Annotated in this window: 15 protein-coding genes; 6 read left to right on the forward strand and 9 right to left on the reverse strand. The window is 52.4% G+C overall.

The window, feature by feature from the left end; genetic code table 11:
* Nucleotides 1–5: 5 nt before the first annotated feature.
* The 3 genes from AOY24_RS00090 to mgrA all read right to left on the reverse strand — a co-directional run bounded on the left by AOY24_RS00090 (nucleotide 6) and on the right by mgrA (nucleotide 3,146).
* The gene (locus tag AOY24_RS00090) at nucleotides 6–1,565 is read right to left on the reverse strand and encodes a PTS transporter subunit EIIC (protein ID WP_044258408.1); all 1,560 of its coding nucleotides are present in this window, start codon (nucleotides 1,563–1,565) and stop codon (nucleotides 6–8) included.
* A 126-nt stretch (nucleotides 1,566–1,691) separates the two neighbouring features.
* Nucleotides 1,692–2,021, reverse strand: coding sequence for a DUF2502 domain-containing protein YpeC (gene ypeC / locus AOY24_RS00095; RefSeq protein ID WP_042999931.1), 330 nt, complete (start codon nucleotides 2,019–2,021; stop codon nucleotides 1,692–1,694).
* 114 nt (nucleotides 2,022–2,135) lie between these two features.
* The gene (gene mgrA / locus AOY24_RS00100; protein WP_042999932.1) at nucleotides 2,136–3,146 is read right to left on the reverse strand and encodes an L-glyceraldehyde 3-phosphate reductase; all 1,011 of its coding nucleotides are present in this window, start codon (nucleotides 3,144–3,146) and stop codon (nucleotides 2,136–2,138) included.
* A gap of 181 nt (nucleotides 3,147–3,327) precedes the next feature.
* Between mgrA and AOY24_RS00105 the strand changes: the two genes are divergently transcribed.
* Nucleotides 3,328–4,983, forward strand: coding sequence for an alpha-keto acid decarboxylase family protein (locus tag AOY24_RS00105; RefSeq protein WP_044258410.1), 1,656 nt, complete (start codon nucleotides 3,328–3,330; stop codon nucleotides 4,981–4,983).
* On the opposite strand, the gene AOY24_RS00110 is transcribed toward AOY24_RS00105, so the two are convergent.
* Nucleotides 4,984–6,219 carry an ion channel protein gene (locus AOY24_RS00110; RefSeq protein ID WP_054175931.1) on the reverse strand — a complete coding sequence of 412 codons (1,236 nt, stop codon included), beginning with the start codon at nucleotides 6,217–6,219 and terminating at the stop codon, nucleotides 4,984–4,986.
* Nucleotides 6,220–6,423: 204 nt separating this feature from the next.
* Here AOY24_RS00110 and glk point away from each other — a divergent pair, with 204 nt between their 5' ends.
* Together glk and AOY24_RS00130 are read left to right on the forward strand one after the other, a co-directional pair.
* Nucleotides 6,424–7,389 carry a glucokinase gene (gene glk, locus AOY24_RS00120; protein ID WP_042999936.1) on the forward strand — a complete coding sequence of 322 codons (966 nt, stop codon included), beginning with the start codon at nucleotides 6,424–6,426 and terminating at the stop codon, nucleotides 7,387–7,389.
* A 205-nt stretch (nucleotides 7,390–7,594) separates the two neighbouring features.
* Entirely contained in the window at nucleotides 7,595–8,134 is a 540-nt protein-coding gene (locus AOY24_RS00130) for a DUF2058 domain-containing protein (RefSeq protein WP_042999937.1), read from the forward strand.
* A 7-nt stretch (nucleotides 8,135–8,141) separates the two neighbouring features.
* Here the strand turns inward: AOY24_RS00130 and AOY24_RS00135 are convergent, their stop codons facing one another.
* Nucleotides 8,142–8,840, reverse strand: coding sequence for an RluA family pseudouridine synthase (locus AOY24_RS00135; protein WP_054175933.1), 699 nt, complete (start codon nucleotides 8,838–8,840; stop codon nucleotides 8,142–8,144).
* 189 nt (nucleotides 8,841–9,029) lie between these two features.
* On the opposite strand from AOY24_RS00135, the gene AOY24_RS00140 reads away from it, so the two are divergent.
* A complete protein-coding gene (locus AOY24_RS00140; RefSeq protein WP_042999939.1) occupies nucleotides 9,030–9,512 on the forward strand; it encodes a cold-shock protein in 483 nt (160 codons plus the stop codon).
* A gap of 38 nt (nucleotides 9,513–9,550) precedes the next feature.
* Here the strand turns inward: AOY24_RS00140 and AOY24_RS00145 are convergent, their stop codons facing one another.
* Together AOY24_RS00145 and AOY24_RS00150 are read right to left on the reverse strand one after the other, a co-directional pair.
* Entirely contained in the window at nucleotides 9,551–10,285 is a 735-nt protein-coding gene (locus AOY24_RS00145) for a LytTR family DNA-binding domain-containing protein (RefSeq protein ID WP_042999940.1), read from the reverse strand.
* A gap of 14 nt (nucleotides 10,286–10,299) precedes the next feature.
* The gene (locus AOY24_RS00150; RefSeq protein WP_152967191.1) at nucleotides 10,300–11,997 is read right to left on the reverse strand and encodes a sensor histidine kinase; all 1,698 of its coding nucleotides are present in this window, start codon (nucleotides 11,995–11,997) and stop codon (nucleotides 10,300–10,302) included.
* Between the two features lie 388 nt (nucleotides 11,998–12,385).
* Here AOY24_RS00150 and alaC point away from each other — a divergent pair, with 388 nt between their 5' ends.
* Nucleotides 12,386–13,624 (forward strand): alanine transaminase, encoded by a 1,239-nt coding sequence (alaC, locus tag AOY24_RS00160; RefSeq protein WP_054175936.1) that lies wholly within the window; start codon nucleotides 12,386–12,388, stop codon nucleotides 13,622–13,624.
* 63 nt (nucleotides 13,625–13,687) lie between these two features.
* Here alaC and ypdK read toward each other — a convergent pair whose 3' ends face one another.
* On the reverse strand, nucleotides 13,688–13,759 hold the full coding sequence (gene ypdK, locus AOY24_RS24715; RefSeq protein WP_010723117.1) for a membrane protein YpdK: 72 nt from the start codon (nucleotides 13,757–13,759) through the stop codon (nucleotides 13,688–13,690).
* A gap of 370 nt (nucleotides 13,760–14,129) precedes the next feature.
* Nucleotides 14,130–15,050 (reverse strand): kdo(2)-lipid IV(A) palmitoleoyltransferase, encoded by a 921-nt coding sequence (gene lpxP, locus AOY24_RS00165; RefSeq protein WP_044258423.1) that lies wholly within the window; start codon nucleotides 15,048–15,050, stop codon nucleotides 14,130–14,132.
* Between the two features lie 422 nt (nucleotides 15,051–15,472).
* Between lpxP and AOY24_RS00170 the strand changes: the two genes are divergently transcribed.
* A complete protein-coding gene (locus tag AOY24_RS00170; RefSeq protein WP_042999944.1) occupies nucleotides 15,473–15,715 on the forward strand; it encodes a DUF2545 family protein in 243 nt (80 codons plus the stop codon).
* Nucleotides 15,716–15,855: the final 140 nt, after the last annotated feature.

Genomic DNA, 15,855 nt, shown 5'->3' on the forward strand with positions numbered 1-15,855 from the left:
TAAGCTTATTTCGCGCCGACAAGGCGGTCATCTACCGCATTGCGGACAAATTCGACGTGTGGGCCAAAGACCACGTGGACATGGTTGCTGGAGGGGATAAAGGTACCCAGCGATCCCGATTCTTTCAGCACGGTCATGTCCATTTTTTTCTGATCCTTCACATCGACACGCAAACGCGACACACAGTTTTCAACATGTTTAATGTTGTCGGATCCGCCTAGCCCCTGAATAACCAGTTCAGCGACCTTGTCGTACTCTTTATTATTCAGCAAGGTACTGTCTGACGTTTCACTTTCGCGTCCCGGCGTTTTTATATCAAAGCGAGCGATCGCGAAGCGGAAAACGACGTAGAAAACGACAAAGTTAATGGCGCCAAGAAGCAGTAAATTTACCCAGTGCGTCTGTTCATACATCAGACCAAAAATACCGAAGTCGAAGATCGTGCCGCGAATATAGCCGATGGACACGTCCAGCATTTGCAGTGGAATAGTCAGCAAACCGCAAAGTATGGCGTAAACAATAAAGAGCTGTGGAGCAATAAACAGGAAGGAAAACTCCAGCGGTTCGGTGATATTCCCCAGCATGGCGGTGAGCACCACGGTCAGAATCATCCCTTTGGCAAATTTCTTATTCTTAAAATAGGCCATGTGATACATCGCCAGCCCAATCGCTGGCACGCGGAACAGCGTGGTGAGCATTTGCGACGACGCCAGATAACTGGTGAGCGTCGGCATATATTCCTTCCAGGCAGGATGGGAAGGGCCAAGCTCAAACAGGATCTTATTAATCGCAGGCAAAATGCCGACGTACGTTTGTCCGTCAATGAGATAGGTACCCCCAGCCGCGGTAAAGCGGACGGTAGAACTCAGGACATGGTGTAAACCAAATGGAATTAACAGACGGTTGAGCGTCATGTAAATCCCGGCACCGATATTAGGAGCCATCATAATGGTTGAAATGGCGCGCATACCGGCAGTAAACAGATCCCAGATAAAAGGGATAATTAACCCCACGGGAATCGAAAAGGCGATAGCCAGAATCGCTACGGATTTCTTACCGCTGAAAAAAGCAAAGGCGAGAGGAAGTTGCAATCGGTAAAACCGGTCGGTGACTTTGGCCGCCAGTAGCCCGGCAATAATGCCGCCAAGCGCTTCGATTTTCAGCGTCTGAATACCGAGTACCATTCCTTGCCCAACGAGCGCCAGCTCATCTTTTGCCAGTGTACCCGCCAGTTTGAGGTGAACATGCATGGCGATAAGTAGCGTCAGATAGGCCACCACGGAGGCAAAAACCGCAATCCCTTTCTCTTTTTTGGACATGCCGTACGCCACACCCATCGCGAATAATAACGGGATATTGTTGAATACGACGCTACTGATTAATCCCAGTGAAGAAAGAATGGCTTTAAATATATCGTTCCCGAGAAACGGGAGTTTTTCTATCATATAGCTCTGGCCTAACGCAGAGCTAATTCCCATGACCATCCCCACGGGCGCCAGTACGGCAATCGGCAATAACAGCGATCGACCGAATGTCTGAATTTCATTCTTAAAATTAGCATTCATAAGTTAATCCTGACGTGAATTCTCATGAGGATAAGATACGTTCAGGATATTTTTGCTCAAGGGCAAATGGTGCAGGATAAAAAGCGCAGGATTTGACCATAAAAAAGAGCCCGAAGGCTCTTTTTTTTAATGATGGTGACCGTGGCCTTTTTTCCCGCGCCCGCGATGGTCGTCGCGATCGCGCCAGCCTTCCCGGTATCCGCGCTCGTAAGCATTACGCTTATCCCAGCCACGGTGATAGCCATTGTCATGTCGCCACCAGCGATTTTTACGCCATTCATAATTGCGATGCCAGTAGTCACGGTCACGCCAGTGTCCGCCGTCCCAGTAGTTACCGTAATTATCGCGATCGCCAATTTGTAATTTTATCGATGGCAACAGGGTGATTTCGCCCGCGTTTGCGGCAAGCGGTGTAAAAGCCAGTAGGGCTGCCGCCAGAATCAGTGACCTGAACATTCTTTATCTCCTTCACGATCGAAGCCGTAGTCGGCCTGTTAACGTAATATTACGGGGCCGTAAAGCCCCATTTCATCGCCTTAACTCTTAAATCATGAATGAGAGCACGAATTGCTAAAAACGCTGCTCACGCTTACTGTTCAGAATGTTGTCGATATCGGCGCATTCCTGGTCAGTGAAATGACGATTGGCCAGCATGCCGACCGCATCCTCAATCTGCGAGGTTTTACTGGCACCAATCAGGACCGAGGTGATGTTATCGTCGCGCAGTACCCATGCAAGCGCCATCTGCGATAATTTTTGTCCGCGCTTTTCAGCCAGTGCATTGAGCTGGCGAACGGTTTCCAGCTTTCCGGCGGTAAGCTGATCAGCATTCAGAAAACGGCTTCCGCTTGCCGCTCTGGAATCAGCCGGGATCCCGTTCAGATAGCGATCGGTGAGCTGTCCACCCGCCAGCGGGGAAAAGGCAATGCTGCCCACCCCTTTTTCCTGCAACATCGTCAGCAGTTCCTCCTCCACCCAGCGTTCAAACATCGAATATTTAGGCTGATGGATCAGGCATGGCGTGCCCAAATCATTGAGGATATCGATAGCTTCACGAGCGCGATCGGCCGGGTAATTGGAAATCCCGACATACAGCGCTTTCCCCTGGCGTACGAGGTGATCGAGCGCTTGCATTGTCTCCCGCAGGGGCGTTTCAGGATCGGGACGGTGGTGGTAGAAAATATCTACGTACTCCAGCCCCATTCGCTTCAGGCTTTGATCAAGACTGGCAATCAGATACTTGCGGGATCCCCAGTCGCCGTAAGGGCCGTCCCACATGGTATATCCCGCTTTGGTGGAGATAATGAGCTCATCGCGCCACGGTAAAAAATCTTCCTGCAGGATGCGGCCAAAGTTGCGTTCCGCTGAACCCGGCGGGGGACCGTAGTTATTGGCGAGGTCGAAGTGGGTAATCCCCAGATCAAATGCGCGCTGAAGCAGTGCCCGGCTGTTTTCCATCAGGGTGGTATCGCCGAAGTTATGCCACAGGCCAAGCGAGATGGCGGGTAGCTTCAGGCCGCTCTGACCGCAGCGGCGAAATGCCATTCTCTGATAGCGATTTTCATCAGGCTGGTAAACCATTGTCTTCCCTCGCAGTGAATTCAGCTCCCCAGTGTATACGTTTACACTGGTGATTTTTCAATGACATTTTCACTCGGGAGACTGTAAATCCTGCTTTCCACCCTCATCGCCGCCTCTTTCTGGACAGCCCCGACGCTTCTTCAATACTCAACATGAGGTTACCGTCAGAAGGAAAGCTGTCATGCAAACCCCTTACACCGTTGCGGATTACCTGCTCGACAGAATTGCCGGGTGCGGCATCGGGCATCTGTTTGGCGTGCCGGGTGATTACAATTTGCAGTTTCTTGACCATGTGATCGACCATCCGCACGTGCGCTGGGTTGGGTGTGCCAACGAGCTTAACGCTGCCTATGCGGCGGACGGTTATGCCAGGGTCGCCGGATCCGGAGCGCTGCTGACTACCTTTGGGGTCGGGGAGCTGAGTGCGATGAATGGCCTGGCGGGCAGCTATGCGGAATATGTCCCCGTTCTGCATATTGTTGGCGCCCCATGTAGCGGCGCGCAGCGTCGGGGAGAACTGATGCACCACACGCTGGGCGACGGCGATTTCCAACACTTCTACCGGATGAGCCAGTCCCTGTGTGCGGCCAGCGCTGTGTTGGATGCGCAAAACGCCTGTCATGAGATTGACCGTGTACTGAGTACGATGTTGACTGCCCATCGCCCGGGTTACCTGATGCTGCCTGCTGATGTGGCGAAACGTCCCGCGTTGCCCCCTTCAGCGGAACTGATCCTCTCTGCACCGGAATCGCAGGGGAGCGTGGTGACGGCATTTCGCTACCATGCCCGACAAAAGCTGATCAACAGTCCCCGCGTGGCGCTGCTGGCCGATTTTCTCGCCCACCGTTTTGGTCTACAACCGGTCCTGCAACGCTGGATGGCCGAGACGCCTATCGCCCACGCCACGCTGTTGATGGGAAAAGGACTTTTCGATGAACAACAGCCGGGATTTGTCGGCACCTATAGCGCGGGGGCCAGCAGTGACGACGTCCGTCAGGCGATAGAAGAGGCGGATACGACGATTTGTGTGGGTACCCGATTCGTCGATACGCTAACGGCTGGCTTCACCCAGCAACTGGCGCTGGAACGCACAATTGAGGTGCAGCCGCAGGCATCGCGGGTGGGAGGCATCTGGTTCAGTGGACTGTCTATGGAGCAGGCGGTTACCACGTTACGTGAGTTATGCCTGGAACTCTCCATTGCGCCGCCGCCCGTTAAACCTGCGACCGTACAGCTGCATATCGAACGAGGTCCACTGACCCAGGAGAACTTCTGGCATACCGTGCAGCAGGCGCTGGCACCCGGCGATCTGATCCTGGCCGATCAGGGAACGGCGGCATTTGGGGCCGCGTCCCTGTTGTTGCCTACGGGGGCGGAACTGATTGTCCAACCGCTCTGGGGATCGATAGGCTATTCGCTGCCCGCCGCGTTTGGCGCGCAAACGGCGGCGCCTGAGCGTCGGGTTATCCTGATAACCGGCGACGGCGCGGCGCAACTGACCATCCAGGAAATCGGCTCCATGTTGCGCGACGGGCAAACGCCGGTAATTCTGGTACTCAACAACGACGGCTACACCGTCGAGCGAGCTATCCACGGGGAGAAACAACGGTACAACGATATTGCTTCCTGGAACTGGACGCAGATCCCTCGGGCATTCAGCCTTGCGGATCAGGCTGAATGCTGGCGGGTGACTCAGGCCATCCAGCTCGAGGAAGTTCTGGCCCGGCTGGCACGTCCACAACGGCTCTCGCTGATTGAGGTCGTGCTGCCAAAAGCCGATTTACCCGTGCTGTTACGTAAGGTCACTCAGGCGCTGGAGTCGCGTAACAGCGGGTGACTATTTGTCCTCCCGGTTGGCGACCATCATGGGTTTGCCCGCCAGCAACAGCCAGGCCGGAAGCATCACAATACACAGAAGCGGCAGCAGGGTGGTATCCGGTACCACCACAGCAGCCATAAACAGGCTAAGCCAGCCGTCACGGGTGACGACCAGCACCAGGCCAAGAATAGCGCAGGAGACGGTAATCGCGGCCGGAACGGCTTCAACGTGGGCGTGCAGCATCAAACCTAATGCCACGCCGATAAACACGGCCGGGAAGATCCGCCCGCCGCGAAAACCACTGGCCGCAGCAATGACCAGCGCAGCGAGCTTTATCACCGCGAGCATGAAGAAATCCGTGGTACCGAGCGTCTGACTGAACGCCATTTGCTGCATTTCATCCAGACCTTTAAACAGCGTCAGTGGTCCACCCATCACGCCGAGTAACCCTAACAGGAAACCTCCAACGCCGAGGATCAGCACCGGATTCTTCAGGCGATGCAGTAAAGCGTGCAGCCGGGGTAAGCACCAGACCGCCACCATCCCCGCGGCAATAGCAATCGCCGCCACCACGGCTCCGGAGAAAATGTCCACGATGTGCATCTGGGTGTAATGGGCGATCGGGAGCGAGAAATGCGGGTGAAAAAACAGGCTGGTGGTCAATGAACCTGCCGTCGCCGCCATTAACGGCGCAAAGAGGCGATCCCACAAAGGGGTATCGTTAGAGCCACTCAGGGTTTGCGAGAAAATCAGCGCGGCGGCGACCGGCGTGCCAAACAGGGCGCCGATGGTGCCGGCCGAGGCCAGAATGGTCCAGTCGAGGGCGCCAATCCGTGGGAAAAACCGACGTCCCAGCGCAACGGCTAGCGCGATGTTAACGGCCATAATCGGATGTTCGGGACCAAGGCTGACGCCACCCGCCAGACCCAGCACCAGTGCGATGATTAGGCCTGGCAATGCAACAGGAGAAATTGGCGCACCGATCAGCGGTTCGGTGGCCGGATCAGGGCCAGCGTGCCCGGTGCTGTAACGAATCACCAGCCCCACCAGAACCCCGGTTAACGTCAGGGTGAGCATGATCCAGAGCGGGGAGTCGGCGGCAATCCCCACACTTCCCGGCAGACGTTGCCAGAGTATGCTTTGTAAGATGGAAGCAAACTTCATGACCACAATCAGGACTAAACTGGATGCAACCCCCAGAATCAGCGCGGGGATCGACAATAACAACATGGTTCTGGCTCGCGGATGGAGCATGTTTTTTTCCTTAATACCGTGTCTTACGTTCAGTTTGCCGCGTCAGCCAGATGGCATCGCTGCAAATGGTGCTGAAACGATAAAGTTATTGTGTGACCTGGATCGATATTTTCAGGGGACTCGCTTTTCTGAGATTGTTGTTATGCCCCCGTATATTTACAGTGTGGCAAAGACTTATTTTGACTTTAGCGGAGCAGTAGAAGAATGACAAAGTATGCTTTAGTAGGTGATGTCGGCGGCACCAACGCTCGTCTTGCTCTGTGTGATATCGACAGTGGTGACATCTCGCAGGCTAAAACCTATTCCGGTCTGGACTATCCCAGTCTGGAAGCTGTCGTGCGTGTTTACCTCGATGAGCACAAGGTGAAAGTGGACGCGGGCTGTATCGCGATCGCCTGTCCGATTACGGGTGACTGGGTGGCTATGACCAACCATACCTGGGCATTTTCTATTGCGGAGATGAAAAAAAATCTCGGTTTCAGTCATCTGGAAATCATTAATGATTTCACTGCGGTGTCGATGGCGATCCCGATGCTGAAAAAAGAGCATTTGATCCAGTTTGGCGGCGCGGAACCGGTTGAAGGTAAACCTATCGCAGTGTATGGCGCGGGCACCGGTCTGGGGGTATCGCATCTGGTTCACGTCGACAAACGCTGGGTTAGTCTGCCGGGCGAGGGCGGTCATGTCGACTTCGCGCCGAACAGCGAAGAAGAGGCGATCATCCTGGAGGTCCTGCGCGCTGAGATTGGTCACGTCTCTGCAGAACGCGTGCTTTCTGGTCCGGGTCTGGTGAATTTGTACCGGGCGATCGTCAAATCTGACGGACGTCTGCCGGAAAATCTGCAGCCAAAAGATATTACCGAACGTGCGCTGGCCGACAGCTGCACGGACTGTCGTCGCGCGCTGTCGCTGTTCTGTGTGATCATGGGGCGCTTTGGCGGCGATCTGGCGTTAACGCTGGGTACCTTTGGCGGCGTCTACATTGCGGGTGGCATCGTGCCGCGCTTCCTGGAGTTCTTCAAAGCCTCGGGTTTCCGTGGCGGTTTTGAAGATAAAGGTCGCTTTAAGGCCTACGTTCAGGATATTCCGGTGTATCTGATTGTTCACGATAACCCCGGTCTGCTCGGTTCCGGCGCGCATTTACGCCAGACGTTAGGCCAGATTCTGTAAGTCACGTTCCACAGGAAAACCGCGTGTCTCACGCGGTTTTTTGGTCTCTGTTCTCTGCGTCGCACGGGTCTACAGTTTATGACCAGGCGGCATCCGTAACCCTGTCCGAGCATAACGAGACCCGTAAACCACGTCCGCCAACTGGTATCGCCGCAAAAATTGCAGGTATAATCTCAGACATCATTCCACAGGTTTATAAGTAAAGATGACGAAACTTACCTTACAAGAGCAGATGCTAAAAGCGGGTTTAGTAACCAGCAAAAAAATGGCGAAAGTCCAGAGAACGGCTAAAAAATCACGCGTGCAGGCTCGTGAGGCAAGAGAGGCAGTTGAAGAAAATAAAAAGGCGCAGCTTGAGCGTGACAAGCTGCTCAGTGAGCAGCAAAAGCAGGCGACGCTGGCGAAAGAATTTAAAGCCCAGGTAAAGCAACTGATTGAAATGAATCGTATCACTGTCGCAAAAGGCGACATTGGCTTTAACTTCACCGATAACAATCTCATCAAGAAAATCTACGTCGATAAACTGACCCAGACGCAGTTGATTAACGGACGTCTGGCGATTGCGCGTTTGTCTACCGATAACAGCGCCGAGAGCGAATACGCGATTATCCCGGCCAGCGTCGCCGATAAAATTGCGCAGCGTGACGCAACCAGCATCGTATTGCACAGCGCGTTGAGTCAGGAAGAGCAGGATGAAGACGATCCGTATGCTGATTTTAAAGTGCCTGATGATCTGATGTGGTAAGTCGTATTCAGAACGGCGCGGCGTGATGCACGTTGATGCGCTCCCCGCTAATGGGGTGAGTAAAGCGTAATTCGCTGGCGTGTAGCATCAGCCGTGCGGTTTGTTCTGTACCGGGCAGCAGGCGACCGCCATACAGGTCGCAACCCAGAATAGGGTGCCCCAACAGCTGGCAGTGAATACGTAGCTGATGCGTACGTCCGGTCTCCGGCGTGAGCTGGACCCGCGTCAACGGCAGTATAGTTCCGTCGTCCTGCGGTTGGTTAATTCGTGCGACGACCTGATAACGTGACCGCGCGGGTTTGCCATTGACCGGGCTTATTGACATCAGCGGGAACCGTGCCGGATCGTTGGCTATCGGCGCATCAATCACTCCTTCGTCAGCGTTCAGATGGCCGCAGAGCAATGCGCAGTAGACTTTACTGACGGTGCGCTGGCTGAACTGGTGGCAGAGGGCGGCATTGACGGCCTTATTACGCGCCACGACCATCAGTCCGGACGTGCCGAAATCCAGACGGTGGACCAGCGTGCAGCCAGGATATTGCTGAACCAGCCGATAGTGTACCGAATCGAGATTTTGTGGATTTTTCCCTGAAAGACTGAGCAGCCCGCTGGGTTTATTGATCAACAGCAGGTGATCGTCCTGATAGAGCGTCTCTATCTCGTCGTTGCACGGTGGGGCAATAAAGGTATCAATAATCGTAGACATCAGGCTGCCCGACGGGAAAGTGGGTGCGGATGATAACCCATTTTCAGCCGACCGGCGAATGACGGCGGCTTTACTTTCTCTCATGTCGCTAAAATTTATCATCCAGACTTAAGCCAAAGACGTGGCCTGCGCAGGCAATGTGCTTTACACTGCGCGCTGCAAAAAATTGAGTGGATTAACCAGACGGTAATGGCGATGAACGGAACAATCACAACGTGGTTTAAAGATAAAGGTTTTGGATTTATCAAAGATGAGAACGGCGATAATCGCTATTTTCATGTGATTAAGGTTGCCAACCCTGAGCTTCTCAAGAAAGATGCGGCGGTAACCTTTGAGCCCACCACCAACAACAAAGGTCTTTCTGCGTATGCGGTGAAGGTCGTGCCGGACAGCAAATATATCTATATCGCGGGCGAGCGTCTTAAGCTCACCTCGATTAAGTCCTTCGTGGTATTCAGTGAAGAGATCCCGGCCGACACGCCGATTGATAAAGAAAATGCAGTGCTCTCTGTCGGGCTACTGATGAGCAACATCCGACCGAAAACTACGGCGACACCGGGTGAAATGCGCACGGTAAAAAAACTGGCGATCACCACTTTCCAGGGCACGACATTAATCTTCTCGGAAGATGAGATTGATATCGAGTCCACGGTTAAAATGCTCAAAGTTTGATTTTTTTGTGCTTCCGCGCAACAGCACAGTTCAGCCGACTACAGATGCATTAACTGGCGGAATTCTTTCACCTTACTGCGGCTTACGGGAATTTCAAATTCCAGATCCTTGAGCCGCAGAATATAGGTATTGTTGAACCACGGCTCGATCTCGCGAATCTTGTTCAGGTTGACGCAGAACGAGCGGTGACAGCGGAAAAAATGCGAAGGCGGCAGTTTGTTGCAGAACTCGGTGATGTTGATGGGCATCACGTACGATTCCCGCCGCGTATAAACAAACGTCATTTTCTCATGCGCTTCGGCATAATAGATATCGTTGATCGGGGTAACGATGATCCGCTCATCTTTAATTAGATTGATGGTGTCATTTTCACGCGCCACGGGCCCAACCCCAGCAGCGCCAGACTGTTGCTGCTGCCAGGCCGCCTCCAGTTTTTGCAGCATTCCGACAATTCGCGATTCCTGATACGGCTTGAGAATATAGTCAAACGCTTCCAGTTCGAACGCTTCAACCGCATGTTCTTTCCACGCGGTAATAAACACAATAAACGGCTTATGGGCGAACTGGCTGATATTTTGCGCCAGCAGAACGCCGTCCAGAGACGGAATATTGATATCAAGAAAAATGGCGTCAACGCGCTGATGCTGCAAAAACTTCAGCACATCCAGACCGTCGTCAAACGTCCCGACAATCTCCATCTGGCTATGTTCTTTAATCAGCCAACTGAGTTCCTGTTGGGCGAGGAATTCATCTTCAACGATGATGACTTTCACAGTGTTACTCCGGCTTAAAGCAATAACGTGGCGGGCGTAGCCGTTGCCGAACGCTGGTTGGGGACATAAAAGGCAATTTCGGTGCCTGGTTCCTGGCGGCGTATATGCAGGCCTTCACCAAATAACAGCTTAACGCGATGATGGACATTAAGCAGGCCAATTTTATTGCCCGGCATTTCGTTGGACTCCACGCGCTCGATCACTTTCGGATCGATACCGTGGCCGGTGTCCCTTACCGCAATGCGCACCCGGTTGCCGCACTCGGCGACGCTAATCGTTACCACGCCTTTCCCTTTGCAGGGCTGAATGCCGTGGACGATGGCGTTCTCCACTAACGGTTGTATCAACAGGCTGGGAATGGAGCAGTTGACCTCTTCATCAATATCATAAATCACGGTCAGCTTGTCGCCAAAACGGGCCTGTTCAATGGCAATGTAATCCTTGATTTGATACAGCTCTTTTTTGATGTCGATCTGTTCGTCGTCCTTTAACTCAATGTTATAGCGCAGATAACGCGACAAATTAAAAATGAGCTGACGGGCAGTGTCCGGATTAAGTCGAATCGATGACGAAATCGCGTTCAGGGCGTTAAACAGGAAATGAGGATTAATTTTGCTTTGCAGCGCACGTAGCTCTGCCTTATTTGCCATTTCCCGCAATTGCTCGGTGCGGGAGACTTCGAGCTGGGTTGAGATAATTTGCGACAGACCCACCGCCATCTCCTGCAATGATGAGGTGATTTGATGGGCGTGACAGTAGTAAATTTTTAGCGTACCGGTCACCACGCCTTTTTCCCATAATGGAATGACCAGCATGGAGTGGATCTCCGGCGTGCGGTGCGCTTCATCATTGTTTTTAATAATGATTTCACCGTGATTGATCGCCTGCTGAGTGGTCGGACTGACGAAGTCATCGTGGTTGCGGTAATTTGCTTCCCCGACGCCGACGTAGGCCAGCACATGCTGGGTATTGGTAATGGCGACCGCATCGGCGTGGATATCGTGACGAATGATGTCGCAGATCTGGCGCAGCGATTCGCTGTTGACCTTGCGAAACAGGGGCAGGGTTTTATTGGCGATATCCAGCGCCAGCTTGGCTTGCCGCGCGGCGCTCGCTTCTTTTTCCCCCTCAACGCTCTGAACCAGCAGCACGATAAACCCGATACAGACGCTACCGAGGATCATCGGAATACCGATTTTCGAGACAATATCCAGCCCCAGTTCAGTGGTTGGCGCCCAGAGGACCACCAGGATCATCGTCAGCGTTTCGCAAAGCATGCCGCCTAAAATCCCGGCGCGCCAGTGTTGGGCTTTGGGGATCCTGCGGTTAATCCAGCCCGCGAGGCAGCCCGCCAGAATGCTGGTAATAAAGCAGGGGATTGCCGTCACGCCGCCAATGTCGATCAGGTAACGGTGCGTTCCTGCGATCACCCCCGTAATAATGCCGACCCACGGACCAAACAGGATGCCGCCGGACATTACGGCAATGATCCGCACGTTCACCAGCGATCCTTCTACCGGTACACCAGACCAGGTACTGAACAACGCGAACATCGAAAAAATCGCGGTGACAGCAAGCAATTCCTTTGGCGTATGGGCAGACTTATGCAGCAGCTCGCGAAACAGGCGGATGCGGATGAGAAAGAACAGGCAAAATAGCATCAGCGCTGCGCGGTCAAACACGGCCAGCAGCATGGTAAATATTTCGTGCACGGGGGGACTCTTGCCAAAGGATTAAAGCCCTATGATAGGTAACCTCAGGGTGGATGACCAGCCTGCTGAGATCTTGCGGCTAATGAGGAAAAACCATAATTTTAAAAGGGGATTGATGGTTGATTGGTGTATTTACAATACATCTCATAAAATGCCCGCTTTCATAGTTATCATCATGGCAACAAAATGTTATTGGAAGGTAATATTGAGCGGTGTCGAAAACCTGTTATTTCCCCTTTTAAAATTGTTATTCCTCTTTTGGTGAACGAAAAAATATTTTCCTTTCCCTCTCGACAGAAGGATTTTAATCAGGCTATTTTCTAAACGTGCCACCATCGTGGCAGCGTCGCTCGGACGGTCCGGGCGCTAACGTGAATCTGAGGAAATTATGGCTGACTCTCGCCCTGAACGTCGCTTTACGCGTATTGATCGTCTTCCCCCTTACGTTTTTAACATCACCGCTGAACTGAAGATGGCTGCGCGTCGGCGCGGCGAAGATATTATCGACTTCAGCATGGGGAACCCGGACGGCGCGACGCCGCCTCATATCGTCGAAAAACTGTGTACCGTGGCGCAGCGCCCGGATACGCACGGTTATTCAACTTCTCGCGGTATTCCGCGTCTGCGTCGGGCCATCTCCCGGTGGTATCAGGAACGTTATGATGTCGATATCGACCCGGAATCCGAAGCGATTGTCACCATCGGCTCAAAAGAGGGGCTGGCGCATCTGATGCTGGCCACGCTCGATCACGGTGATACGGTGCTGGTGCCGAACCCCAGTTATCCCATTCATATTTACGGTGCGGTGATCGCCGGCGCGCAGGTCCGTTCTGTTCCGCTGGTGGAAGGTATCGATTTCTTCAACGAGCTGGAACGTGCGATTCGCGAAAGTTATCCAAAGCCGAAGATGATGATCCTGGGCTTCCCGTCTAACCCGACGGCACAATGCGTTGAGTTAGAATTTTTTGAGAAAGTGGTCGCGCTGGCGAAGCGTTACGATGTGCTGGTGGTGCACGATCTGGCTTATGCCGACATCGTTTACGACGGCTGGAAAGCGCCGTCCATCATGCAGGTGCCTGGCGCTCGCGACGTGGCGGTGGAATTTTTCACCCTGTCGAAAAGCTACAACATGGCCGGCTGGCGTATTGGCTTTATGGTCGGTAACAAAACGCTGGTCAACGCGCTGGCGCGGATTAAGAGCTATCACGATTACGGGACGTTTACCCCGTTGCAGGTTGCGGCGATTGCGGCGCTGGAAGGCGATCAGCAGTGCGTACTGGATATCGCCGAGCAGTATAAGCGTCGCCGTGACGTGCTGGTGAAAGGCCTGCATGAGGCCGGATGGATGGTCGAAATGCCGAAGGCTTCGATGTACGTATGGGCGAAGATCCCGGAACAGTATGCCGGCATGGGGTCGCTGGACTTCGCGAAGAAACTACTGAACGACGCCAAAGTATGTGTATCGCCAGGCATTGGTTTTGGTGATTACGGCGATACCCATGTCCGCTTCGCGCTGATTGAGAACCGCGATCGCATTCGTCAGGCGATCAGAGGGATTAAATCAATGTTCCGCGCCGATGGCTTGCTGCCAGCCGGGACGAAATCACCCTCTGAGACACTTGAGTAAAACCCAGTCCTTCCAAACGCAAACAGGAGCCATCGGCTCCTGTTTTTTGCTGCATTGTTGTCTTTAGATCATCAGAGCAAACGTACCGGCCCAAACGATGACCATAAAAGAAATGCCCATAAAGAAATATTTCACTTTCATCTCTCCGCGCAATAACTGATACGCCTGAATGAATTTCATCTCATCTGATTATAGAGAGCTGATACCGGTAAAAACGAAACCCAGAATATTCCTCATTTCGTTTACGGCACCACCTCAGAATTCTGTGCGTTGATTGCTCCAGACGGCGCTAATGTACGCCTAAAAATGAGGCGAGACAAGAGGGATTTTTTTATTTACTTTTAGTAACTTACAACTGTCGTGATTCGGCGACAGTATAATTGCAGAGGGTAATAAATCACTTTTGAGCGACGCGAGTGACGACCCGAAAAACGAGGATAAAAACCATAACATAATCAAGGTTATTAGCGGGTAACAGGCAATAAAAAAGGCCTTGCGGCCTTTTTTAAATGTAGAGTGAGGTTTCACCCATTGGACGGGTTTTAAAGCGGCGATGGATCCAGAGATACTGTTCGGGTGCGCGCATGATCTCTTTCTCGATAATCTTGTTCATATAGGCAGCAGCCTGATTTTCATCCGCCGGGTAGCCTTGCATCTCTGGTGAGATATACAGACGGTAGCCGCAATTACCGGCTTTTCTGACCATCGTTACTGTGAGCATCGCGGAACCTGACAGGCGCGACAACACATAGGTACCATTAGTGGTCGCTACGTTTTTAACGGCGAAGAACGGCGCGAAAGAACTGCCTTTCGGGCCGTAATCCTGGTCGGGGGCAAACCAGACGGCTTCCCCTTTTTTCAGGGCACCGACGATACCGCGCAGATTGTTTCTGCCGATCATCGCTTTATTCGAACGCATCCGTCCGCGGGTCTGTACCCATTCCATCAGCGGATTGTTGTGTGGACGATAGGTTGCCATCATCGGCTGGCAAAGCCCCATTACCCGGCCACCCAGTTCCAGTGACATAAAGTGAACGCCAACGACCATCACGCCGCGGTTTTGCGCCTGCGCGCGCTGTAGGTTTTCCAGTCCCTCAACATCAAACCATTTACGCACGCGACGGTCAGGCCAGAACCAGGCCATACCGGTTTCCAGCAGCGCCATCCCGAGAGAACGGAAATTCTCTTCAATCATCTTTTCTCTCTGTTCCGGAGAATAAGACGGGAAGCAGAGCTCAAGATTTTTGCGGGCAATAGACTCGCGACGTTTCAGTAAGGGGCGCGCCAGTGTGCCCGTCCGGGTGCCGAGAAAGCACAGAACAGGGTAGGGCAGTTGCACCAATAACCAGAGCACACCGAGGCCAAACCAGGTGAGCCAGTAACGCGGATGCAGAAACGCGCGGGAAAATTTGCATGTTGGGAACATAAACACCTTCTATAGATACCCATTTTTGTATCGCAGAAGATGAATTCTCCAACGCGGTACACTCAATGTCTTAGGCCATCATGTACGACAATGGTTCCTGCTAAGAGTGTAAAACTGCGTCAGGATAAAACCACGAGGGGCATGAATGCTGGACGTATAATGTACCATCAGGGGATTAATGTCAGCCACAAATAATTAATCAAGAAGCGTAAATATTTGCATGGCGTATAAAGGATAATGGCGTGTTTTTTAATTATTTGTTTTTAATAAGGTTAGAAAAGCACAATGCGGAATATTCGTATAATTAGACTTGTTATAAAAAAGTTGTGAAATTTGCTGGTGGTGGCGCTTTAGTTTATGATGAAAAGTATAAGGAGAGTAAGGATTTAGGTTTGGAGTTCACGCAAAAAGGAGGTACAGCGATGATCTTTTTTTTAGCCTTTCTGCTCGCGAGTATGCTGGGTGTCAGCGGGTATATCGCGCAGGTTTTAGGTTGGATATCAGCCATTAGCGCGCTTCTTGGCATGGTCGTTCTGGCAGTGCTGATATACTACACCACGATGTGGTTGACTGCGGGTGATGAAATGGTCACAGGATTGTTTCTTTTTCTTTCACCTGCCTGCGGCCTGATCATTCGTTTTATGGTGGGTTACGGTAAGCGTTAATTTGCACGGCAATAAATCATTATTATTGATGATTGCCATTTTTATATTGGGTTGTCGCGTCCTGTGGGAAAGTGCCAGCCAACTGGCACTTTCGTTGTCAGCCCCCCCGAAACGACCCGGTTAATCCTCTGTTCTTCCGT

It is taken from the genome of Citrobacter sp. CtB7.12, assembly GCF_001297795.1.
GTDB lineage: Bacteria > Pseudomonadota > Gammaproteobacteria > Enterobacterales > Enterobacteriaceae > Citrobacter_A > Citrobacter_A amalonaticus.

What these genes read in the sequence shown, in the direction of transcription:
- AOY24_RS00090 (WP_044258408.1), bottom strand. Translation starts at nt 1,565, where the DNA reads ATGAATGCTAATTTTAAGAATGAAATTCAGACATTCGGTCGATCGCTG.
- ypeC (WP_042999931.1), bottom strand. Translation starts at nt 2,021, where the DNA reads ATGTTCAGGTCACTGATTCTGGCGGCAGCCCTACTGGCTTTTACACCG.
- mgrA (WP_042999932.1), bottom strand. Translation starts at nt 3,146, where the DNA reads ATGGTTTACCAGCCTGATGAAAATCGCTATCAGAGAATGGCATTTCGC.
- AOY24_RS00105 (WP_044258410.1), top strand. Translation starts at nt 3,328, where the DNA reads ATGCAAACCCCTTACACCGTTGCGGATTACCTGCTCGACAGAATTGCC.
- AOY24_RS00110 (WP_054175931.1), bottom strand. Translation starts at nt 6,219, where the DNA reads ATGCTCCATCCGCGAGCCAGAACCATGTTGTTATTGTCGATCCCCGCG.
- glk (WP_042999936.1), top strand. Translation starts at nt 6,424, where the DNA reads ATGACAAAGTATGCTTTAGTAGGTGATGTCGGCGGCACCAACGCTCGT.
- AOY24_RS00130 (WP_042999937.1), top strand. Translation starts at nt 7,595, where the DNA reads ATGACGAAACTTACCTTACAAGAGCAGATGCTAAAAGCGGGTTTAGTA.
- AOY24_RS00135 (WP_054175933.1), bottom strand. Translation starts at nt 8,840, where the DNA reads ATGTCTACGATTATTGATACCTTTATTGCCCCACCGTGCAACGACGAG.
- AOY24_RS00140 (WP_042999939.1), top strand. Translation starts at nt 9,030, where the DNA reads ATGGCGATGAACGGAACAATCACAACGTGGTTTAAAGATAAAGGTTTT.
- alaC (WP_054175936.1), top strand. Translation starts at nt 12,386, where the DNA reads ATGGCTGACTCTCGCCCTGAACGTCGCTTTACGCGTATTGATCGTCTT.
- lpxP (WP_044258423.1), bottom strand. Translation starts at nt 15,050, where the DNA reads ATGTTCCCAACATGCAAATTTTCCCGCGCGTTTCTGCATCCGCGTTAC.
- AOY24_RS00170 (WP_042999944.1), top strand. Translation starts at nt 15,473, where the DNA reads ATGATCTTTTTTTTAGCCTTTCTGCTCGCGAGTATGCTGGGTGTCAGC.